Raw genomic sequence first — 20,726 nt, forward strand, 5'->3', positions numbered from 1 at the left:
AGGGCACACGCCTCCCCGGAAACGGCCCCAACGCCGCCCCCCGGACCGACCCCGACGCCCGCCCCGAATCCGGGCCCGGAACCCGTCCTGGAACCCGCGCAGCACGCTTCGCACCCGCCATCGGCGCTCCCGTCGGATTTGCCCTTTTGGCATTAAACGCGAGCGGCGGCGGCGAAGGCAATCAGTCGCCGCGGGCGTCCCGGGGCTGGTAGCGGCCGGACAGCCGGGCCAGTTTCAGGCCGAGGTGCAGGGCCAGCCGCTCGCCGCCGTCCTTGAGGTCCGTACGCGCCAGCTCCTCCACCCGCTGCAGCCGGTAGTACAGCGAGGTGCGGTGCAGCCGCAGCGCCCGGGACGTCGCCACCGCGCTGCCCGCCAGGTCCAGGTACGTCTCCAGCGTCTCCAGCAGCGGCAGGTACTGCTCGTCGGCCAGCAGCCCGTCGAGCCCGGGATGCACCTCCTGGTCCGCGAGCTGGGTGAGCGTCCGGTAGACGCCGAGCCGGGCCCACTCGGCCGACCGTCCGAGCCCCGGCACCCGCGCGGTCACCTCCGCCGCGTGCCGGGCCTCCGCGTACGACCCCGCCGCCTGCGCCAGTTCGAGCCGGGTGCGCCCGACCCCCACCACCACGGGCACCGGCATGGCCGCGTGCAGCTCGTCGGGCGGGACCGGCGGCCCGGCGGTGAGCAGCACGGCGTGGTCGTAGCGCACCAGGTGCAGCGGGTGGTGGCCGCTCAGCCGCCGGCGCAGCGCCAGCAGCCCCTGTTCGAGCGCCAGGCGCAGCCCCTCGTCGGGCTCGGCCGAGCGGGGCCGGGCCACCAGCACGGTCACCGGCTGGCCCTGCGGGAACGCGCCCGCCTCGATGAGCTGCCTGGCCGCGTCCCGCTCGCCGCGCAGCAGCCCGGTGACCGCCTCCAGCTCCCGGTGGGAGGCCAGCCCGGTCGCCAGGCTCTCGTGGAACAGCGCCAGCGCCAGCCCGGGGACGGCCGCCACGGCCTCGGCCACCTTCTCCTCGGACATGGCCGGCTCGGCGTCGATGAACCACAGGAAGCCGAGCAGGCCGTCGGCGTGCCGCAGCGGGACGCACACGCGCGGCAGCAGGCCCAGGTGCGGCGCGCCGGCCGTGCGCAGCGGGGCCTGCGCCTCGTGCACGCCGGCCGCCCGCAGCCACTCGCGCACCTCGGGGGTGGTGTGCCGGCGCAGGATGGAGTCGCGGCGGATGTCGTCCATGGCGCCGTTCTGCTCGCTGTAGGCGATCACGCGCTGCACGCGGTCCTCCAGCAGGAGGGGACGCCCGAGGCGCACGGCGAGGTCGTCCACGATCCGCTGGAGATCCGCCACTGCTCCACCTAGGTCACGCTGGACATTTCGACAAATGTCGGAAGGGTTGCTACACGTCTTCCCTACAGCTGATCGGTGATCTCCGTCAATAACGTCTATACCGTCAATCCGTGAATGCCCCGAAGAAGCTGCTGAAGGGTTTGCTGGCGGCCATCGTGCTGTTCCCGGTGAGCCTGATGGCGCCCCCTGCTTCCGCAGCACCCCCCACCGTCGATCCCGAGTACCCCTGGCGGCAGAACCACTGGCCGCAGACCCAGCCCTGGCAGCAGGACGAATCGGCCGACGCCCAGACGTTGCGCGCCCGTCCTCCCGGCGGCCTCACGCCTCTCGACCCGCAGAACTGGGAGAACCCCGACCACATGACGTGGGCGGACTACAAGAAGCCTCCGGGCACGAACTGGAACGACCCGGCCGTCAAGGGCTCCAAGCGCACCTTCAAGGGCGCGCTGGTGCTGCTCGACTACCCCAACCAGGCGTTCGTCGTCACCCAGCCCAAGGGCTCGACGATCTACGCCAACCCGAGCGCCGAGGCCCATGACGTCCCGCGCGACCAGGTGGCCAAGTTCTATCAGGACTTCCTCAACACCCCGAACGACCTCAACAAGGGTCACACCATCCACGAGTACTGGATGGAGGACTCCGGCGGCCGGTACGGCGTCGAGCTGACCGGGTTCGGCCCGTACACGATGCCGGGCAAGGACCACGAGTACGCGCTGGAGCCCGGCTTCAACGGCACCTCGGGCTGCCCGGCGGGCGACACCTGCAACAAGAACCTGCGCACCGACGGCCACAACGCCTGGATCAACGCCGTCGGCGAGGACGTCGCCAAGCAGTACGACTTCGTCTTCTACCTCAGCGCCGGCCAGGACGAGTCGTCCACCTGGCAGGAGTTCGGGATGATGAAGTTCCCGACCAAGGAGGACGTGCCCGACGAGTGGGGCCCGCCCGACCCGGCCCTGCCCAACTGGCTGAAGACGCGCTACGTCGAGTGGTCCTCCTGGCAGGCGGCCTCCAACTTCTGGCCCAACGCCAACATCGGCGTCGACTCCGTCCAGGCCGAGAGCTCGGGCATGGCCGTCTACGCCCACGAGTTCAGCCACATCCTCGGCGTGCTGGACAACTACAACAACCCGTACGGGGTGCCGCCGGTCCGGGCGTACACCGGCGTCTGGGAGATGCTCAGCCGCGGCAGCTTCAACGGCCCCGGCGGGCCGCACTCCCGCTGGCTGATCCCGCCCACGGCGGGCGCGTCCATGGGCGCCCAGCACATGCTGCGCAACAAGCTCAAGCTCGGCATGGTGGACGAGCAGAACGTCCTGCGCCTGTCGCGCGAGGCGCTCGACGAGTCCGGCCTGGTCACTGCCAAGATCCTGGCCCGCGCCGTGCGCCCGGGGCAGAACGACCTGTCGGGCGTCAACATCTCCTTCGACGCCCCCGGCGACAAGAGCACCTGCCCGGCGACCGACCCGCTGTGCGACCGCGGCGGCTACCAGAACTACACGGTCGAGGTCGTGGACCGGATGGGCTCCGACTCCTTCACCCCCGACTCCGGCGTGCTCCTGGCCAAGACCAAGAACGAGGACCGGGCGCCGTTCGAGTGGGTGATCGACGCCAACCCGCAGGACATCGGCATGACCGACTACGTGATGCCCGACGGGACCAAGGTGCCGATCACCGTCGGCGACTACCGCCAGCTCTCCGACGCCCTCTTCCACGCCGGGACCGACTCCGGCAGCGAATACGAGTACGTGGACCAGGCCAACCGCCTGCACTTCTACGTCACCGACCTCAAGCGCAACCGGAACGGCGAGCTGTCCTACACCGTCGCCATCCGGTCGCTGGACGGCGCGGGCCCGCAGAAGCGCGGCGTGCGGGTGCTGCCCGCGGCCGGCGTCCCCACCGGCAAGAACGTCTCCACCTGCACGTTCCCGGTGTTCAACACCGGCAAGGCGGCCCCCGCCCAGGGGCAGCACCCCGAGGACGTCAGCGCCTACCTCGACTCCGACGTCTACCGGGTCAAGGCCGAGGTGCAGGGCAAGGGCTGGACCGCCCAGGTGCCCAACGCCCTGGCCTCCGTCGCCTTCGGCAAGCAGGCGCCGGTGACGGTCAACGCGGTGCGCGCGCCCGGCGGCGACCGTCTGGCCCGCGTCAAGCTCACCGCCGTCTCGGAGAGCGACCCGACCAAGACCGCCACGGCCACCTGCCACGTGATCGGCCTGTAGCGGAACGATGGGGTACGGCTGGCGCTCGCCGTGCCCCATCGGCTTGAATCACCCCCGGAAGGGGGTGTTCGGTGCCGGGAAACTTACCGGACAAACCGCGACGTAAGCGGGTCACATGGGCAGCGCCCGTCTCGGCGGGGCTCGCGGCCGGCGCCGCCAGTGTGCTGGCCGCCTCGCTGGAGTGGGACATCCCGCCGATGGCCAAGATCGGCGTGACGCTCGCGGCCGCGCTGCTCGTCGGCGTGACCACGTGGGCCACCACCGAGGCCACGCCCCGGCGGCGCGCCACGCCCGCGCCCGAGCCCGGCGGGCGGCCGCCCGACCAGTGGCCGCCCGTGCCCGAGCACTTCACCGGGCGCGCCGACTCCCTCGCCACCCTGCGCGAGGTCTTCGCCGCCCGCCGCAAGTCCTCCGACCTGTCCCCGCCCCTGGTCGTCTCCGTGTACGGCCGCGGCGGCGTCGGCAAGTCGGCGCTGATGACCAGGTTCGGGCAGGAGGTCGCCGACTGGTTCCCCGACGGCCGGCTGCACGCCGACCTGCGCGGCGGCGTCGACGCCCCGGTACGCCCCGAGGAGGTGCTGATCGGCTTCCTGCGCGGCCTGGGCGTGCGCCTGGCCACCGACCCCGGCGGCCTCGACGAGCTGCGCACCCTCTGGCTGACCTGGACCAAGGGCCGCAAGATCCTCATCGGCCTGGACAACGCCCACGACGCCGCCCAGGTCAAACCGCTGATCCCGGCCGAGCCGGGCTGCGCGGTGCTGGTCACCTCGCGCTCCCCGCTGTTCCTGGACGGCACCCACGACACCCGGCTCGGCGTGCTCACCGAGGCGCAAGGCGTGGAGCTGCTGGCCCGGCTGGCCGGCGGCGCGCGGGTCGTGGACGACCTGGAGTCGGCCAAGGAGATCGTCCGGCTCTGCGACCACCTGCCGCTGGCGATCAACATCTGCGGCGGCCGGCTGGCCACCCGCGAGCAGTGGACCATGCGCGAGATGGCCGGGCGGCTGACCGACGAGCGCCGCCGTCTCGACCAGCTGGAGGTGGCCCAGGGCGTGGACAAGAGCGTGCGGGCCTCCGTGCAGCTCAGCTACGACGACTGCACCGGCATCCAGCGCCGCCTGCTGCGCCTGCTCAGCGCGCTGCCCGCGCCCGACGTGCCCGGCTGGGTGGCCGGCGAGCTGCTCGACATCTCCGGCCTCGACGGCGCCGACCAGCTCGAAGCGCTGATCGACGCCCAGCTCGCCGAGTGCTCCGGCACCGACCAGACCGGCGCGATGCGCTACCGCCTGCACGACCTGGTCCGGGTGTTCGCCGCCGAGCTGGCCGGCCAGGACGAGGAGGAACGCCGCAGGGCCGCCGTCGAGCGCGTCCTGCACGGTTACCGCCGCCGGGCCGAGGAGGCCGCCCAGAACCGCTGGCCGCAGGACTGGAGCAAGGGCGGCCGGCGCGCCGACGCCGAGGGCCAGCTCGGGGCGGGCGACTGGCTCAACGCCGAGCGGCTGTCCCTGCTCGCCATGATCAACCTGGCCGCGCAGCTCCGGCTCTGGGAGCTGACCTGGGGGCTGAGCAGGGCGTTCTGCTCGTTGTGCCACTCGCTGCGGGCCTACTGGGCCGACTGGGCGGACGTCGCCGACATCGGCTGCGAGGCGGGCCGGCGTACCGGTGACCGGCGCGCGCTGGCCATCGCGCTGCTGAACAGCGCGATCGTGCGCGGCGGCATGGGCCTGCGCGAGCGCGCTCTGCGCGAGGCCGAGCAGGCGCTGGAGATCTTCGGCGACCTCGGCGAGACCTGGTGGGCGGCCAGGGCCAGGCGCACGGTCGGCATGACCCTGATCAGCGGCGGGCACCTCGACCGCGCCCAGGACTACCTGATCGGGGCGATCACCGCGTTCAAGCACGAGGACGACCTGTGGTGGATGGCCCGCACCCAGCGCAACCTGGCCGAGATGCGCATGGCGGAACGCCGTCCCGAGGAGGCCCGCGACCTGCTCGAAGACGCCCTGGAGATCTTCCAGCGGGCGGGCAACCGCTACTCCGAGGCCCAGACCCTGCGCGTCTACGGCGAGGTGCTGGCCGCCCAGGCGCGCGGCGAGCGCCGGGCCGGCGACCACCGGGCCTCCGACGCCCTGTTCGTCAGGGCCGGGTTCAGCCTCGACCGGGCGGCCGAGATGTTCCGGCAGCGCGGCGAGCTGTGGGAGGAGGCCCGCTGCCTGCGCGCCGCGGGCGAGGTGGGCGATCCGGCGGGCGGGCTGCGCGAGCTGGAGTACGTCCGGCGGGCCGAGGAGATCCTGGTGGCGCTCGGCGACTCGTGGGGGGTGGCGCGCACCGCGGTGTCGGCCGGGCGCGCCCTGGCCCGGCTGGGCCGGATCGCGGAGTCCGAGCACGAGCTGCGCCGCGCCGTACGCGGGTTCCAGGAGCTGGAGGACCGCTGGTGGATGGCCAGGAGCCTGCGCTACCTCGGCGAGGCGCACCTCGACGCGGGCGGGCCGGACGCGGCGGTCGGGCCGCTGGAGCAGGCCAGGGAGATCTACCGCAGCCTGGGGAACGAGGCGGGCATGCGCCGCACCCTGGAGCTCCTGCGGCAGGCCCGGCCCTGACCGCCCGCGGGGGTCAGGAGTCGCGCGAGGGGTGTCGCTGCGGGCCGGTCGCGCCGCGATCGTGCCGGTCACGCGGGCCGGTCGTGCGGTGCGCGGCGCGGTCGTGCCCGCCGGTGCGGGGGCCGAGCGCGCCGGTGCCGTAGGCGTCGCTGAAGGGGCTTCTCAGCAGCTCGCCCGCCGCCTGCCTGGCCTGCAGCACGCTCTCCTCGAACAGCTTGCGGACGTGGGCCGCCTGGTCGGACAGCTCCCTGATGCGCTCGTGCGCGAGCTCGTCCCGTACGGTGTCGGCGAGCAGCTGCTGGTACTCGGGGGTCTTGGCGGCCAGCGCCTCCAGGCGTCTGTGCGCGTGGTACACCTTGTCGGCCTTGAGCACCTGCTTGGCGTACTTCTCCAGGTGGCGTACGCGGTGCGAGAGCGAGGTCCAGGCGGCGTCGAGGGCGCTGGTGTACGGCTTGAAGGCGTCCTCCATGCCGGGCGGCAGCTCGCGGGGGATGAGCCTGCCCTGCTCGGCGTGCATCGACGACAGCCGCCGCAGCCGGTGAGCTATCTGCCAGACCTCCTCGGGCAGCGACACCTGGTTCTCCGCCGAGTCGATCAGCCCGGCCTTGTGCACCTTGGAGTTGAGCACGGCCGTGGCCGCGTCCTGGGCGCGGCGCAGCAGCACCTGGCAGGGACGGTCGAGGTCCTCGGGGAGGACGTAGTGGTCGGCGTGGGCGGTGGCGAGTCGTAGTCGTCGTTTGACGATCCGGTGGGAGCTGTCCAACGCCATCCACCGGATCAGGGCGATCAGCCCCATGCCGAGCCCGGCCACGAAGACGACCTCGAGGCTGCTGGTCACGATCAGGACCATCACCAGCAGGGCCGGAAGCGCGAAGAGCAGGGCGGGGCTGAAACTGGGATCCATCCGCCTGCCGGAACGGGCCATATGAAGGATGTGCGGGCTCGACCGCAACTCGACCGAGACGTCCGGGGGCAGCGATGGATCGATCACCAGCCGGGGAGGCAGCGCGCGTGGATCCATACGTTCATGCTGCGTTATGAACAAGGAATCCGCTCATGATTGGCCGACATATAAGGTCGAAGTAATGGATGAGATGACAAGATGGATCGATCTGGAAGGCGCCGTCAACGTACGTGACCTGGGCGAACTTCCCACCCGTGACGGCGGGCTCACCCGCCGCGGCCGGATCTTCCGAGCCGACAACCTGCAGGGCCTCACCCCGGCGGACGTGTCGCTCCTGGTGGGCGAGCTGAACCTGCGCCACGTCGTGGACCTGCGCTCGACCGCCGAGGTCAACCTGGAGGGCCCCGGCCCGCTCACCCGGGTGCCGGAGGTGACCCACCACCATCTGACGCTGTTCGCCGAGGGCGGCAGGCACACCGACGTCGAGGCCGACTCCATCGACGGCGACCGCGTGCTGCCCTGGCAGGAACGGGACGTCGACGAGGAGCTGCGCGTGACCGGCTTCTACTTCGGCTACCTGCGCGACCGTCCTGACGCCGTCGTGGCGGCCCTGCGCGCCATGGCCCTCGACGACGGCGCCGCGCTGGTGCACTGCGCGGCGGGCAAGGACCGCACCGGCGTGCTGTCGGCGCTGGCGCTGGAGGTCGCCGGGGCCACCCGCGAGGCCATCGTGCGGGACTACGTGGCCACGGGCGAGCGCCTGGAGCTGATACTCAAGCGCCTGCGCGCCAGCGACACCTACCGGGACGACCTCGACTCCCGCCCGGCGGACGACCACCGGCCCCGGGCCCGCTACATCGAGCAGTTCCTCAAGGTGCTGGACGACCGATTCGACGGCCCGATGGGCTGGCTGCGCGGCCACGGCTGGACCGACGCCGACGACGCGGCCCTGCGCGCCCGCCTGCGCGACTGATCAGCCAGCCCAGCTGTCACCCCAGGTGGACGACCATGCGCTGCGCGGCCGACAGGTGGGCGGCCTCGATGACGGCCAGCGTGTCGATCGAGCCGCGCGGGTCGACCGGCGGCGGCGCGCCCTCGCGCAGGGCGCGTTCCACCCCGCGGTAGAAGTCCAGGTACGCGCCCGGCTCGGTGGGAACGGGCCGGGCGTCGTCGTCGGTGCCGAGCAGGCCCCAGCGGCTCTCCTCGTCGGCGCCGAACCCGGGGGAGTCGGGGGTCAGGCCCGCCCGCAGGCGCTCCTCCTGCACGTCCATGCCGTGCTTGACGTACGCGCCCGCCGAGCCCAGCACCCGCAGCCGCGGCCCGAGCCGGGCCGCCACCGAGCTGGCCCACAGGTGGGAACGCACGCCGCCCGCGTGCCGCAGCGCGATGAACGTGTCGTCGTCGGAGGCCACGCCGGGCCGCCGCACGTCGCTCTCGCAGTAGACCTCATGCGCCGGGCCGAACAGCTGCAACGCCTGGTCGACCAGGTGGCTGCCCAGGTCGTAGAGCAGGCCGCCGATCTCCTCCGCGCCGCCGGTCTCCCGCCAGCCGCCCTTGGGCACCGGCCGCCAGCGCTCGAACCTCGACTCGTAGCGCAGCACGTCGCCGAGCCGCCCCTCGGCGATCAGCCGCCGCACGGTGCGGAAGTCGCCGTCCCAGCGCCGGTTCTGGAACACCGTCAGCATGACGCCGGCCTGCTCGGCCAGCCGGACCAGCTCGCGGGCCTCCTCGGCGGTGCGGGCGACCGGTTTGTCCACGACGACGGGCAGGCCCTCGGCGAGCGCGGCGGCGGCCATGCTCACGTGCGTGCGGTTGGGGGAGGCGACCACCACGAGGTCGCTGTGCTCCCACAGCTCACGCACGTCCGGCACGCCGGCCGCGCCGTACCGGTGGGCCACCTCGGCCTGCCGCTCCGGATTGCGCGTCACGACCGCCGACAGCCGCAGGCCCGGAGTGGCATGGACGAGCGGGGCGTGGAAGTACGCGCCCGCGGTGCCGTATCCGATCAGGCCGACCCGGATCTCGCTCATCCGCCCAGGTTAGCCGGTACGGCCCGGGCCGCCCGTCACTCGTCGTCGCGTTCGGCCAGGAAACGTTCGAACTGGGCGGCCAGCTCGTCGCCCGTGGGCATCGGGGTCGTCTCGGCCATCAGGTTCTGCCGCTCCGTGCCGCCCGCGAACGCGTCGTACTGCTGCTCCAGCCCGCTGATGGCGGTCGACAGCTCCGAGGACGCCTGGATCTGCTCCTCGATCTCCGCCGTCGTACGGTGGGCCGCGTCGCGCAGCGCCTCCATCGGGAACACCAGGCCGGTGCCCCGCGTCACCGCCTCCAGCCCGGTCACCGCCGCCGTCGGGTACTCCGCCTGCGACAGGTAGTGCGGCACGTGCACCGCGTACCCGACCGCGTCGTGCCCCTGCGCGCCCAGCCGCAGCTCCAGCAGCGCGGCCGCGCTCCCCGGAACCTGGACCCGGCCGAAGGCACTGGTCTGGGAGTTGATCAGCTCGGGCCGGCTGGCGTGCATGGTGATGCCCAGCGGACGCGTGTGCGGCACCGCCATCGGGATGCCGTGCAGCGTGACGATCTTGCTCACTTTCAGCCGGTCCAGCAGCTCTCCCACCGCGCGGGTGAACAGCTCCCATTCCCGGTCCGGCTCCGGGCCGCTCATCAACAGGAACGGCGTGCCCGTGGCGTCATGGGCGACATGGACGGCGAGCTCGGGGCTCTCACACTCGACCCAGCGGTCGGTGTCGAAGGTCATGATGGGCCGCCGGGACCGGTAGTCGAGCAACCGGTCCACGTCGAACGTCGCCACGACCCGGTGCTCCAGCTCGGCCAGCAGGTGGCCCAGCGCGAGGCGTCCGGCGCCGCCCGCGTCGACGAAACCGTCGAAGTGGTACAGCAACACCGGATCGGTCAGCTCGGGCGCGTCGTCTGCGAGCCTGTAGAGATCCTTCGGGTCGAACACGGTTGGACAGCCTTTCCCTAGGTACTCTTCCCCAGAACCTATGGCGAGTCGGATCGATTCCGCGCAAGGCACCCTATCGAGGCACAATCCGGCATCCGGTCGGAGGCGGGGGGCCGCCCTGGCCGGCGCGGCGGCTCCAGGATGTCGCCCGCCGACGCCGGAGGCTGGCGTTGCGGTCAATCTCGCCCTCATCAAAGGTGACATTTTGCTGATGGTGGCGGCCGATCATGGCCGCGCGGAGCCCGGTGAATGATCGTCGCGTCTGGATCCGGCTCCGGCCGCGCCTGCGACCGCGCGCACGGGCCGCTTCCCGGGGGCGGGTTCACGCAGGAGTCGGCCGTGGTCAGAGCGCTGCCGGAGACGGGAGCCGATCAGCGGGACGGCGTCCTGTCGGCATTGGGCCTGGCCTGAATGTTGGCAAATGCCCAGTTTATCCACCGGTTCCTTTGGAGGGATCCATAGTGTGAAAAAGGCATTAAAGGGCTCCAAGTTGTCGAGTGTGGCCTTTTGAACAGCCGATTGTCATGCTGAAGGGCGTGGCAACTTCTGCGCATTCCTTCAGTAGGCGACCGCTCCACATTCCTCCGCTCCCATGCCCGTTCCCCAACGAGATCAACGTGCATGCCGCGGAGGTCGACGTGGAGAGCCATGCGTGGCTGGCCGCCTCCAGCATGCTCAAGGACGCCGACACCATCGAGCACTTCCGGCGTTCCAAGATCGGCCTGCTCGCCGCCCGTACCAACCCCGAGGTCCCGCGCGACAGCCTCCGGCTGATCAACGACTGGTACAACTGGCTCTTCGCGTTCGACGACGCCTTCTGCGAGGGCGAGCTGATGGGGCACCGGGCCTCCGCGCTCGCCCGCGCCCTGCCGCCGCTCCTGGAGATCCTGGACGACCGCAGGAAGCCCGACGACGACGACCCCTTCGGGCTCGCTCTCAACGAGCTCCTCCATCGCATCGTCTCCACCTCCACCCCGGCGCAGGTGGACCGGTGGCGCATCACGGTCAAGGAGTACCTGTTCGCCCAGATCTGGGAGGCGGCCAACCGGGAGGCCGACCTGATCCCCACCCCGCAGGACTACATCCTCATGCGCCGCATCACCGGAGCCACCTACACCTGCTTCGCCCTCATCGACGCCGGCGGCGGCTACCGCCTCGAAGCCGAGGAGTGGCACCATCCCGACGTGCGGATGTTGTCGGACCTGGCCTGCGACCTCATCGGCTGGGACAACGACCTGCTCTCCTACGCCAAGGAGTGCGACAACGACAAGGCCCGGCACAACCTCGTCACCGTGCTGGCCACCCACCGGAACCTCACCCTCCAGGACGCCCTCCTGGAGGTCTCCGACATGCACAACCAGGCGCTCGCCGCCTTCCTCGACCGGCGCGCGGCGCTGGAGAAGTGGGCCCCGCCGCCCGTCCGCACGTACGTCCGCGGCCTTGAGCACTGGGTACGCGGGCACATCGAGTTCTCGCTCGGCAGCGCGCGCTACGTGCACGCGTGGCCGGAGGGGACCCGCTGGCCCCAGGCCGTGTGAGGCCCCGGGATCAGTCCTCGGCCGGGGCGTCCAGGTCGCCGAGCGCGAGCGTGGACGCCTCGTCGAGGTCGAGGCGGGCGCCGTTCTCGAAGGCGTTCTTGTAGGCCAGCTCGCCCATCATCGACTTGCAGTCCTCGACGCACGCGTCGTGGTCGTCGGTCAGGAACGGGGCGCCCATCTGCGGCAGGCCGGCCGTCCGCCAGTTCTGCTGCAACGCGCCCAGCAGCTTGGCCGCCGTCGGCGCCTGCTTGAGCGCGATGAGGATGCGCGCGGTCGTCTCCAGCACCAGCAGCGTGCCCAGCGTGTCGTGGAAGTGCCGCTTGATCCGCAGGCCCTCGCGGGCGTTGTGCAGCGCCTCGCCCGGCCTGCCGGTCGCGAGCCTCGTGCGCGACATCGCCCACTGGGCGTACGAGCTGACCCACAGCTCGCCGCGCTCCCGGCACACCTGAAGGCAGTCCTGGAGCAGCGACTCGGCCTCGAACAGCTCGCCCTGCGCCGACAACACCAGCGACAGCTCGACGATCGCGGGCAGCAGGCCCGGGTTGAGCTCCTTGTTGTCGGTGTTGAACTCGATCGCCACGCCCAGCAGCGCGCTGGCCTTCTGCAGGTCGCCCTGGAGCAGCGCGGCCGTGCCCTGCATCTTCGAGGCCAGGATCACCGCCCTGGAGTCGCCCACCCGGACGGCCTCCGTGCTGCACTGCTCGGCCGCCGCCAGCGCGCCCTCGCTGTCACCCTGCGCGCTGCGCACGTAGGACAGCACCCACAGGGCCTTGCAGCGCTCCTTGCTCGGCGAGGGGTTGGCCTCCAGCGCGCGTTCGAGGTAGAGCCGCCCCTCCCGGACGAAACCGCAGCACACCCACATGAACCACAACGACGCCAGCAGCGTGAGCGCCGAGCCGCTGCGCATGGACGAGGACAACGCGTGCTCCAGCGCGACCCGCACGTTGTCGTGCTCCTGACGCATGCGCACGAACCAGTAGATCTGCCGCGGACCCGACCACGCGTCTTCGCTGCGCTGGGCCAGGCTCAGGTAGTACTCCAGGTGGCGCTGCCGCATCTGCTGGGCCTGGCCGAGCTTGTCCAGCCACTCCTCGCCGTACTCGGCCAGCGTGTCGATCAGCTTGTAGCGGACGCCGGAGTGGTGGCTCCTGATCATCAGGATCGACTTCTCCACCAGCCCGGTGACCAGATCGGTGATGTCCTCCGAGGGCAGGCGCCCGTCGGAGCAGACGAACCTGGCCGCGTCGAGCTCGAAGTCGCCGGCGAACACCGACAGCCGCGCCCACAGCAGCCGCTCGGCGGGCTCGCACAGCTCGTGACTCCAGCCGATCGCCGCCCGCAGCGTCGCATGGCGCGGCAGCGCCGTACGGCTCGCGCCGGCCAGCAGGCTGAACCGGTCGGCCAGCAGCCCGAGGATCTGCTCCACCGACAGGGCGCGCAGCCGCACCGCCGCCAGCTCGATCGCCAGCGGGATGCCGTCGAGCCTGCGGCACAGCTCGGCCACAGCGCCGATGTTGTCCTCGTCGAGCTGGAAGTCGGGCACGACCGCCCCGGCCCGCAGCGCGAACAACTGCACCGACTCGTTGGTGAACAGGTTCTCCGTCGGGTCGTCGCCGGGCACCACCAGCGGCGGCACCGGCACCACCTGCTCGTACGGCAGATGCAGCGACTGCCTGCTCGTGGCCAGCACCTTCAGGTTGGGCGCGGCCTCCAGCAGCTCGTGGACCAGCTCGGCGCAGCCCTGCACGAGGTGTTCGCAGGTGTCGATGATGAGCAGCATGTCGCGTTCGCCGACCCACTCCGACAACGACTCCGACTCCGCCCGCGAGGACTGGTCGGCGATGCCGAGCGCCGAGGCGATCGTGTGCTTGACCATGCCCGCGTCCTGCAGCCGGGCCAGGTCGGCGAACCACACGCCGTCGGGGTACTGCGTGCGGACCTGGTGCGCCAGCCGCAGCACCGTGCGCGACTTGCCCACCCCGCCGATGCCGGTGACGGTCACCAGCCGGGACTCGGCGAGATGCCGCTTGAGGTTGGCGAGTAACCGGGTCCGCCCCACGAAGCTGGTGAGCTCCGCCGGTAGATTGCCTTCTCTCCGCCAGCCTGTAGGGGTGGCCATGCGCAGCCTCACGGGGGATCGGCGACACCTGCCCTGGCATCGTACCGCCGGGCGCGGGGGCTGTCCGTGCAGCCGGGAAGACGACCGGTGTGGGTTTGTACATCTCGGTAGCATGTTTTCCGTGGACGAATTTCTCCCGGAGCAGACTTCGGACGACACCGACCTCGGCTGGGGCGACTGGCGTGAAGCCGACGCCGACGCCTTCTACCTCGACAACAAGCCTCCGCACTGGGGCTGACCTGGCCGCCCGCGCCGCCCTGTGGCCGGGCGCCCGCTTTGCCGGCTCCCGGCCGTTCCCGAAACGGCCCGCCTGATTCCCCTTTCCGGCCCATCGCACTCAGGCCCGCCCTATCCCGGTACGTAACTTTGTATCCCGCCGAATCCCACTCGCCCCATTAGGGCATGTCTCAATGACGGCGGCTTTCGTGAGGCGGACAGCGGGTTGCCGTACCGGGCGGCGATACCGCGATGACGTTCGAGCCGATCGATGCCATGAGCGCTCGTCGGCACGTCACACTCGACGGCTGAACGGGCGCGGCGGCCGGCCACGTCGAAGGACGGCGAGCGGCCTTCATGACCTCCATGACCTCCATGACCTTCGCGGCCTTCGCGGCCGCCACGCGGCGATGCGGTCGCCCTCGCAGGCCCCCGCGGCTCCGGGCCGGGCCTGGTCCGGGGGCGGGGCGCGCGGATGGCGTGCAGCACGTGAGGCAGGCGGGTCCAGCCGGTGCTGCTCCCCGCCGATGACCAGGAAGGCGGGCGGATGGCGTGCCGCTCCTGAGGCGGGCGGGTCCCAGTCGGGGATGCTCCCGCCGGTGACCAGGAAGGCGCGCCGGGCCGTCAGTCGATGTCACCGGCCGCCTCTGCTCGTGCAGGTGAGTCGTCACAGGCCAGCTCCTTGAACCGGACCCGAGCAGCGCTCGGCTACCCGCCGACGCCACCCGCGCGGACCGTCTCGCTCACCCGGGCCGGTGAGGTGCGCCAGGGGGCGCCGTGGCCGGGGAGCACCCAGGACGCCGGCAGCCGGGCGATCCGGTCGAGGGAGACGAGTGCCTGGGCCGGGTCGTCGGTGAAGGGGGCCGGTTGGGGGCCTTCGCGGCCGGTGAGGACGTGCCGGGTGGTCAGGGCGTCCCCGACGAAGACGGCGTCGGCGAGCGGGACGTGCACCGCCACACTCCCGGGCGAGTGCCCCGGCATGCCCACGATCACCGGGCTCCCGGGCAGGTCCAGGACGTCGCCGTCACCGATCTCGGTGACCTCGCGGACGTGGCGGGTGCGCAGCCCGTTCTTGCGGATGGAGTACCCGAGGAATCCGACCGCCGGCCCGAGCCGCACAGGCCCGACCGCGATCTTGGGCTTCTGTCCGGTACGGGCGCGAACGGCGTCGGCGGCGTGCACGAACACCGGCACCCCGTGCTCACTTCGCAGGCGTTCGGCGAAACCGAGGTGGTCGGAGTCGCCGTGGGTCAGGACGAGTCCCCGGATGTCGTCCACGGACTTGCCCAGGGAACGGAGTTCGCGCTGCAGATCCCGCCAGTGGCCGGGCAGCCCGGCGTCGATGAGCGTGATGCCCTCGCCTGTGTCGACGAGATGGCAGGCCACGACGTCATTGCCGAGGCGGTGCAGATGGGGAGCGAGTTTCATGGGACCTCCGGCGCCGGGCGCCGATCGTGGAACGGGTGGATGTCTGCCGCACGCGCCTCGCCTCAGAGCATTCCGTGCGGAACCTGCGCCGCTTCCGGCACCGGCTGCACCACGTCCCAGTGCTCGACGATCTGCCCGCCGGCCAGCCGCCAGATGTCGACGACGGCGACGCCGCGCGGGTCGTCGTCCGAGGTCATGAGGTAGTGGATCACCACGTGATCGTCGTCGGCGATGACCCGCTTGAGGTCGAGCCGGGCACGCGCCACGGGAGCCTCGGCGATGTGGGCGATGAACGCGTCCCGCCCGGACGGATTGCCCGGGCTGTGCTCGACGAAGTCCTCGTGCAGGAGCGTGCGGAGCACGTCGATGTCCCCGGCCGCGAACCGGGCGAAGCCGTCGAGGACCAGGTGCCTGTTGCGGGTGGTGGTGCTGCTGTCGTTCATGGGGGACACCGTCGCAGCGCTCGCCCTGCGGTGTCGATTACATGGCATGTAATCGCGCAGGTCAGCGGGGTGCGGCGATAATCGCCGGATGAACCAGGACCGGCCGATCGGCGAGTTGCTGCGCGAGTGGCGGCGTCGCAGGGGGCTCAGCCAGCTCGATCTGGCGCTGCAGGCGGACGTGTCCGCCAGGCACGTCAGCTTCGTCGAGACGGGACGGACCATCCCCAGCAGTGCGATGGTGCTGCGCCTGGCCGAGCATCTGGGGGTCCCGCTGCGGGAACGCAACCGCCTGCTGGTCGCGGCCGGTCACGCGCCCGTCGTCCGCGAACGGCCGCTGAAGGACCCGCACCTGGCCTCGGCGCGGAACGTCCTGGAGCAGATCCTGCGCGGGCACGAGCCGTATCCGGCGCTGGCGGTGGACCGGCGCTGGAACCTGCTGTTCGCCAACTCGGCGATCGACGTCTTCCTGGAAGGCGTCGACGCGGCGCTGCTCCGGCCGCCGGTCAACATGATGCGGCTCGGTCTGCACCCGGGCGGGTTCGCCTCGCGGCTGCTCAACCTCGGGCAGGTCCGCGGATTCCTGCTGCCCCGGCTCGCCCGTCAGGTGGCGCAGAGCGGTGACGCCGAACTGAGCGCGCTGTACGAGGAGGTGCTGTCCTACGGTCCCGCGGGCGATCCGCGGCCACCGGATCCGGCCGAGATCGCGCTGCCCGTCCGCATCCGCCACCGCGGCGCGGAGTTGTGTTTCATCAACACCATCACGACGTTCGGCGCGGCCTTCGACGTCACGCTTGAGGAGATCGCCGTCGAGGCGTACTTCCCCGCCGACGACGACACCGCCCGCTTCTTCAGGACGGCGGCCACAGAATCCTCCGCCTGACGCCGTCCGTGCCGGCGCCAAGACCTTCCGCGACGTCTCAGACTTTTTTCAAAATTCTTCGGGACGCGTGTCGATCCGCCCCCGTCCCGTTCGACGCGTCGATGAAAGGAAGGGGACGGGCACGGATCCGGCCCCCGCGACACGTCTCGAAAGGACGACCGGCGACATGCAGAAGATCACGACCTACCTGTGGTTCGACAACCAGGCCGAAGAGGCGGCCGAGTTCTACACCTCGATCTTCGCCGACTCCCGCATCCTGGACGTCCAGCGCTACCAGGAGGGCGGCCCCGGGCCTGCCGGGCAGGCCATGATGGTCTCCTTCGAGCTGGCCGGGCAGCGCTTCCTCGCCCTGAACGGCGGCCCGCAGTTCACCTTCACCGAGGCGATCTCCCTCTACGTCGACTGCGCCTCCCAGGAGGAGGTCGACGACCTGTGGGCCCGGCTCACCGACGGCGGCGAGGAGTCGCAGTGCGGCTGGCTGAAGGACCGGTACGGCCTGTCGTGGCAGATCGTCCCGAGGGCGCTGCAGGAGCTGATGAGCGTGCCGGACCCGGCCGCCGCCCAGCGGGTGGTGCAGGCCATGCTGGGCATGCGGAAGATCGAGATCAAGGGCCTGGAGGACGCCGCCAAGGGCGTCAGCTGACCACGTCCTTGCGCCGGAACCTGCGGAAGGCCACGGCGATCAGGATCGCGGCATAGGTGATCGACACCGAGGCGCCCTTGGCCATCCCGCTCCAGTCGAGCTCGGGGGCCAGGGCGTCCAGCCACGCGTTGTTCCAGAACGTCGGCAGGAACTCGCGCAGCGTGCCCAGCGCCTCGACCGCCTGCAGGATGGTGCTCACGATCCACAGGCCCACCGCCCCGCCCACCGCGCCGAGCGGCGAGTCGGTCACCGTGGAGACCAGGAACGCCAGGGCCGCCACCACGAGCTGGCTGACCAGGGCGTAACCGATCACGATGCCGAACCGGGGCAGCACGTCGAGCGCCGGGATCGTCTCGCCGGTGCCGGGCACCTGGATGTCGTGCCAGCCGAACGCGACCGTGCCGGCCAGCAGCGCCATCAGCGGCAGGCAGATCACCGCCGCAGCCGAGAAGCCGAGCGCCACGATCAGCTTCTGGCGCAGCAGGCGGTCGCGGGGGACCGGCGCGGCCAGCAGGTAGCGCAACGACGACCAGTTGGCCTCGGCGGCCACCGTGTCGCCGCAGAACAGGGCGACCGCCACCACCAGCAGGAAGCTCGCCGACACCGACAGGGCGAACGCGGCGAAGTTCAGGCCGCTCGCGGTGGCCAGGTCGCTGATCCGCACCGACGACTGCCCCTGGTTGCCGGACTGCGGCCCGAACTGGAACGCGATCACCAGCACCCAGGGCAACGCCAGCAGCAGCCCGAACATGACCAGCGTCCGCCGCCGCTTGAACTGCCGGACGATCTCCACGCGCAGCGGCAGCGTGCGGCGCGGCGCGTAGCCGGGCGCGGCGGTCATGATCTGTCTCCGATGAGGTCGAGGAACACGTCTTCCAGGCGCGGACCGCCGTGCCCGTTGCCGTTGCCCGCCGCCGAGCTCAGCAGCCGCGACACGGGCCCGGTGGAGACCAGCCGGCCGCGGTGCATGACGACCACGTGGCTGCAGGTCTGCTCCACCTCCGCCAGCATGTGGCTGGAGACGATGACGGTACGGCCGTCGCGCGCGTAGCGCTTGAGCACCTCGCGCATCTCCCGGATCTGGGGCGGGTCGAGACCGTTGGTGGGCTCGTCGAGCACCAGCAGGTCGGGCAGGCCGAGCATGGCCTGGGCGATGGCCAGCCGCTGGCGCATGCCCTGGGAGTAGGTGCGCACCGCGCGGTCGAGCGCCTTGCCCAGGCCCGCGATCTCCAGCGCCTCCTCGAAGCGGGCGTCGGCGGCGGGACGGCCGGTGGCGGCCCAGTAGAGCTCGATGTTGTCGCGGCCGGACAGGTGGGGCAGGAAGCCGGGGCCCTCCACGAACGAGCCCAGCCTGGACAACACGGGCGCCCCGGGGGTGACGGGGTCGCCGAAGATCCGGATCTCGCCGGAGTCGGGGCGGATCAGGCCCATCATCATCCGCATCGTGGTCGTCTTGCCGGCGCCGTTGGGGCCGAGGAGGCCGAGAACCTGGCCCTGCTCGACCCGGAACGACAGCCCGTCGACGGCCCGCTCGCCGTTGCGGTACGCCTTGGTCAGCCCGACGATCTCCAACGGCACCTCACGCCCGCCGTCACCGCCCGGCACCTCATGCCCGCCGTCACCGCCCGGCGCCTCACGCCCGCCGTCACCGCCCGGCGCCTCATGCCCGCCGTCACCGCCCGGCGCCTCACGCCCGCCGTCACCGCCCGGCGCCTCCGACGCCCGGTCGCCGTTCGGGCTCACGCCGGCCTTCGCCGCCGAGCCGCGGCCCGAGGGACGGCCGGTGGCCAGGAGGACGGCGGCGGCGAGCACGGCGGCCAGCGGCATCGCCCACACCCACCAGGCCACCCCGGTCGGCGGCGCGGCGAGCGTGCGGACCGTGGGGACGGCCAGCGCGGGCGAGGCCAGGGAGACGCCGAACGCGGCGGGCTCGGCCGGGGTCGCGAACCCCATGTCCGTCGTGGTCACGACCAGCCGCAGCCGGTGGCCCACGGCGAACCGGTGGTCGACGGCCGGCAGGGTGACCGTGGCCTCGGCCGAGCCGGCCCCCTCGGGGATCGTGACCCGGAACGGCGCCACCAGCCCGGCAGGCAGCGCGGGCGGCTGGACGGCGTCGGCGACGTCGTAGAGCTTGGCGAACAGGGTCGCCTGGCCCTTGCCCGACACCTTGACCTTGACCGTGGGGCTGCCGGTGAGCTGGAGCGGGGCGGTGAGCGGCGGCGACTCGAACGCCGCGCTCTGGCCGGGCATGTCGATGGACACGCCCGCGCCGCCGCCCTGGCCGCTCAGCAGCCCCCCGACGCCGGGAACGGTCGAGATCGAGGCGGGGGCGCCGCCGGGCGGGTTGACGACGTTCTGCTCGGGGCCGGCGAGCCGCACCGTGGCGGTGTCGGTGCCGGCCAGGCCGGGGTAGGCGGCGGCCTCGGGGTGGAGCCTGATGCGCTGGCGGGTGCCGGGGTCGCGGCCGCCGTCACGGGTGACGGTGAACGCGCTCACCGCGGGCGCGGCCTCGCGCTTGAGGTGGCGGGCGAACCAGGCCGAGGACTGGTCGTAGAGCCAGTCGGCCTCGCCGTTGCCGCCGTCGTGCCCGCCGTCGAACCAGGCCAAGCTCACCGGCGTGCCGGCGGCGGCGATGGCCCGGGCGTTGGCGTCGGCGTGGGCGAGCGGGAACAGGGAGTCGCGCTGGCCCTGGAGCAGCAGGGTGGGCGCCTTGATCCGGCCGGCCACGGTGACCGGGCTGGATCTGCGCAGCAGCGCGACGGCCTCGGGCGTCGTCCGGCCGTCTTCGGCGACCTGCTGGTAGATGGCGCAGATCGCCGGCAGGAAGCGGCCGCACCTGGCCTGCTCGACGGTCAGCGGGGCGGCGGCCTCGCGGCGGGACTGGGCGGCGAAGGTGTCGAGGGAGACGCCCTGGCCGAAGAAGATGCCCGCCCACATGCGCTTGAAGACGCCGTCGGCCACGCCCTGCCCGATCGCGGCCTGCGGGCCCGTGGCGGACCCGGCGGCGGCGTTGGGGAAGAGGGCGTCGGCCAGGTCGGCCCAGGTGATCTGCGGGACGATGGCGTCGACGCGCTGGTCGTAGGCGGCGGCCATCAGGGCGATGGCCCCGCCGTACGAGCCGCCCGTGATGCCCACGCGCGGGTCGCCGGCGGCGTCGAGCCGCACCTCGGGCCGCCTGGCCAGCCAGTCGACGAGCTGCTTGACGTCTTTGACCTCGTAGTCGGGCGAGTTGAGCGCGATCTCGCCCGTGGAGCGGCCGAAGCCGCGCGCGGACCAGGTCAGCACGGCGTAGCCGTCCTGGGCCAGGCGGGCGGCCTGCTGGCGGACGCTCTGCTTGCTGCCGCCGAACCCGTGGGCGACCAGCACGGCGGGCGCCTTCCCGCCGCCGGCGGGCGGGAAGAACGTGGCGTCGAGCTCCACCCGCTGGTCGTCGACGGG

16 protein-coding genes are annotated in these 20,726 nt (G+C 72.0%); 7 read left to right on the top strand and 9 right to left on the bottom strand.

All coding sequences use genetic code 11. From position 1 onward, the window contains the following. Positions 1–181: 181 nt before the first annotated feature. Positions 182–1,336 carry a PucR family transcriptional regulator gene (locus tag ACWCSD_RS10230; RefSeq protein WP_449913975.1) on the bottom strand — a complete coding sequence of 385 codons (1,155 nt, stop codon included), beginning with the start codon at positions 1,334–1,336 and terminating at the stop codon, positions 182–184. A gap of 110 nt (positions 1,337–1,446) precedes the next feature. Here ACWCSD_RS10230 and ACWCSD_RS10235 point away from each other — a divergent pair, with 110 nt between their 5' ends. Then, positions 1,447–3,558, top strand: coding sequence for a M6 family metalloprotease domain-containing protein (locus tag ACWCSD_RS10235; RefSeq protein ID WP_449913977.1), 2,112 nt, complete (start codon positions 1,447–1,449; stop codon positions 3,556–3,558). Between the two features lie 71 nt (positions 3,559–3,629). Next, positions 3,630–6,152, top strand: coding sequence for a tetratricopeptide repeat protein (locus ACWCSD_RS10240; RefSeq protein WP_449913979.1), 2,523 nt, complete (start codon positions 3,630–3,632; stop codon positions 6,150–6,152). Positions 6,153–6,165: 13 nt separating this feature from the next. Here ACWCSD_RS10240 and ACWCSD_RS10245 read toward each other — a convergent pair whose 3' ends face one another. After that, positions 6,166–7,173, bottom strand: a complete 1,008-nt coding sequence (locus ACWCSD_RS10245) for a hypothetical protein (RefSeq protein ID WP_387663840.1) — start codon at positions 7,171–7,173, stop codon at positions 6,166–6,168. 73 nt (positions 7,174–7,246) lie between these two features. Here ACWCSD_RS10245 and ACWCSD_RS10250 point away from each other — a divergent pair, with 73 nt between their 5' ends. After that, positions 7,247–8,029, top strand: a complete 783-nt coding sequence (locus tag ACWCSD_RS10250; RefSeq protein ID WP_387663842.1) for a tyrosine-protein phosphatase — start codon at positions 7,247–7,249, stop codon at positions 8,027–8,029. A 16-nt stretch (positions 8,030–8,045) separates the two neighbouring features. Here the strand turns inward: ACWCSD_RS10250 and ACWCSD_RS10255 are convergent, their stop codons facing one another. Together ACWCSD_RS10255 and ACWCSD_RS10260 are read right to left on the bottom strand one after the other, a co-directional pair. After that, the gene (locus ACWCSD_RS10255; protein ID WP_449913982.1) at positions 8,046–9,086 is read right to left on the bottom strand and encodes a Gfo/Idh/MocA family protein; all 1,041 of its coding nucleotides are present in this window, start codon (positions 9,084–9,086) and stop codon (positions 8,046–8,048) included. 35 nt (positions 9,087–9,121) lie between these two features. Next, positions 9,122–10,021 (bottom strand): proteasome assembly chaperone family protein, encoded by a 900-nt coding sequence (locus tag ACWCSD_RS10260; protein WP_352359047.1) that lies wholly within the window; start codon positions 10,019–10,021, stop codon positions 9,122–9,124. A gap of 249 nt (positions 10,022–10,270) precedes the next feature. Between ACWCSD_RS10260 and ACWCSD_RS10265 the strand changes: the two genes are divergently transcribed. Together ACWCSD_RS10265 and ACWCSD_RS10270 are read left to right on the top strand one after the other, a co-directional pair. Next, positions 10,271–10,432, top strand: coding sequence for a hypothetical protein (locus ACWCSD_RS10265; protein ID WP_397163437.1), 162 nt, complete (start codon positions 10,271–10,273; stop codon positions 10,430–10,432). Between the two features lie 206 nt (positions 10,433–10,638). Further along, complete coding sequence (locus ACWCSD_RS10270) at positions 10,639–11,559, top strand: terpene synthase family protein (protein WP_397163438.1); 921 nt, start codon at positions 10,639–10,641, stop codon at positions 11,557–11,559. A 10-nt stretch (positions 11,560–11,569) separates the two neighbouring features. Here ACWCSD_RS10270 and ACWCSD_RS10275 read toward each other — a convergent pair whose 3' ends face one another. The 3 genes from ACWCSD_RS10275 to ACWCSD_RS10285 all read right to left on the bottom strand — a co-directional run bounded on the left by ACWCSD_RS10275 (position 11,570) and on the right by ACWCSD_RS10285 (position 15,765). After that, positions 11,570–13,618, bottom strand: coding sequence for an ATP-binding protein (locus ACWCSD_RS10275; RefSeq protein WP_358284520.1), 2,049 nt, complete (start codon positions 13,616–13,618; stop codon positions 11,570–11,572). Positions 13,619–14,602: 984 nt separating this feature from the next. Next, complete coding sequence (locus ACWCSD_RS10280; protein WP_449913985.1) at positions 14,603–15,322, bottom strand: MBL fold metallo-hydrolase; 720 nt, start codon at positions 15,320–15,322, stop codon at positions 14,603–14,605. Between the two features lie 62 nt (positions 15,323–15,384). Continuing rightward, positions 15,385–15,765: a nuclear transport factor 2 family protein gene (locus ACWCSD_RS10285; protein ID WP_449913986.1), complete on the bottom strand. Its 381-nt coding sequence runs from the start codon at positions 15,763–15,765 to the stop codon at positions 15,385–15,387. Between the two features lie 88 nt (positions 15,766–15,853). Between ACWCSD_RS10285 and ACWCSD_RS10290 the strand changes: the two genes are divergently transcribed. Next, on the top strand, positions 15,854–16,645 hold the full coding sequence (locus ACWCSD_RS10290; protein ID WP_449913987.1) for a helix-turn-helix domain-containing protein: 792 nt from the start codon (positions 15,854–15,856) through the stop codon (positions 16,643–16,645). A gap of 166 nt (positions 16,646–16,811) precedes the next feature. Beyond that, complete coding sequence (locus ACWCSD_RS10295) at positions 16,812–17,288, top strand: VOC family protein (RefSeq protein ID WP_397163444.1); 477 nt, start codon at positions 16,812–16,814, stop codon at positions 17,286–17,288. On the opposite strand, the gene ACWCSD_RS10300 is transcribed toward ACWCSD_RS10295, so the two are convergent. Continuing rightward, positions 17,281–18,129: an ABC transporter permease gene (locus tag ACWCSD_RS10300; protein ID WP_358284530.1), complete on the bottom strand. Its 849-nt coding sequence runs from the start codon at positions 18,127–18,129 to the stop codon at positions 17,281–17,283. The two genes, ACWCSD_RS10295 and ACWCSD_RS10300, sit on opposite strands and share 8 nt — an antisense overlap. Continuing rightward, positions 18,126–20,726 (bottom strand): CocE/NonD family hydrolase (locus ACWCSD_RS10305; RefSeq protein ID WP_449913990.1); only part of this gene is annotated, 2,601 nt, incomplete at its 5' end. The genes ACWCSD_RS10300 and ACWCSD_RS10305, both read right to left, overlap by 4 nt.

This window comes from Nonomuraea sp. NPDC001684, from assembly GCF_053596515.1.

What these genes read in the sequence shown, in the direction of transcription:
- ACWCSD_RS10245 (WP_387663840.1), bottom strand. Translation starts at nt 7,173, where the DNA reads ATGGATCCACGCGCGCTGCCTCCCCGGCTGGTGATCGATCCATCGCTG.
- ACWCSD_RS10250 (WP_387663842.1), top strand. Translation starts at nt 7,247, where the DNA reads ATGACAAGATGGATCGATCTGGAAGGCGCCGTCAACGTACGTGACCTG.
- ACWCSD_RS10255 (WP_449913982.1), bottom strand. Translation starts at nt 9,086, where the DNA reads ATGAGCGAGATCCGGGTCGGCCTGATCGGATACGGCACCGCGGGCGCG.
- ACWCSD_RS10265 (WP_397163437.1), top strand. Translation starts at nt 10,271, where the DNA reads ATGATCGTCGCGTCTGGATCCGGCTCCGGCCGCGCCTGCGACCGCGCG.
- ACWCSD_RS10280 (WP_449913985.1), bottom strand. Translation starts at nt 15,322, where the DNA reads ATGAAACTCGCTCCCCATCTGCACCGCCTCGGCAATGACGTCGTGGCC.
- ACWCSD_RS10285 (WP_449913986.1), bottom strand. Translation starts at nt 15,765, where the DNA reads ATGAACGACAGCAGCACCACCACCCGCAACAGGCACCTGGTCCTCGAC.
- ACWCSD_RS10290 (WP_449913987.1), top strand. Translation starts at nt 15,854, where the DNA reads ATGAACCAGGACCGGCCGATCGGCGAGTTGCTGCGCGAGTGGCGGCGT.
- ACWCSD_RS10295 (WP_397163444.1), top strand. Translation starts at nt 16,812, where the DNA reads ATGCAGAAGATCACGACCTACCTGTGGTTCGACAACCAGGCCGAAGAG.
- ACWCSD_RS10300 (WP_358284530.1), bottom strand. Translation starts at nt 18,129, where the DNA reads ATGACCGCCGCGCCCGGCTACGCGCCGCGCCGCACGCTGCCGCTGCGC.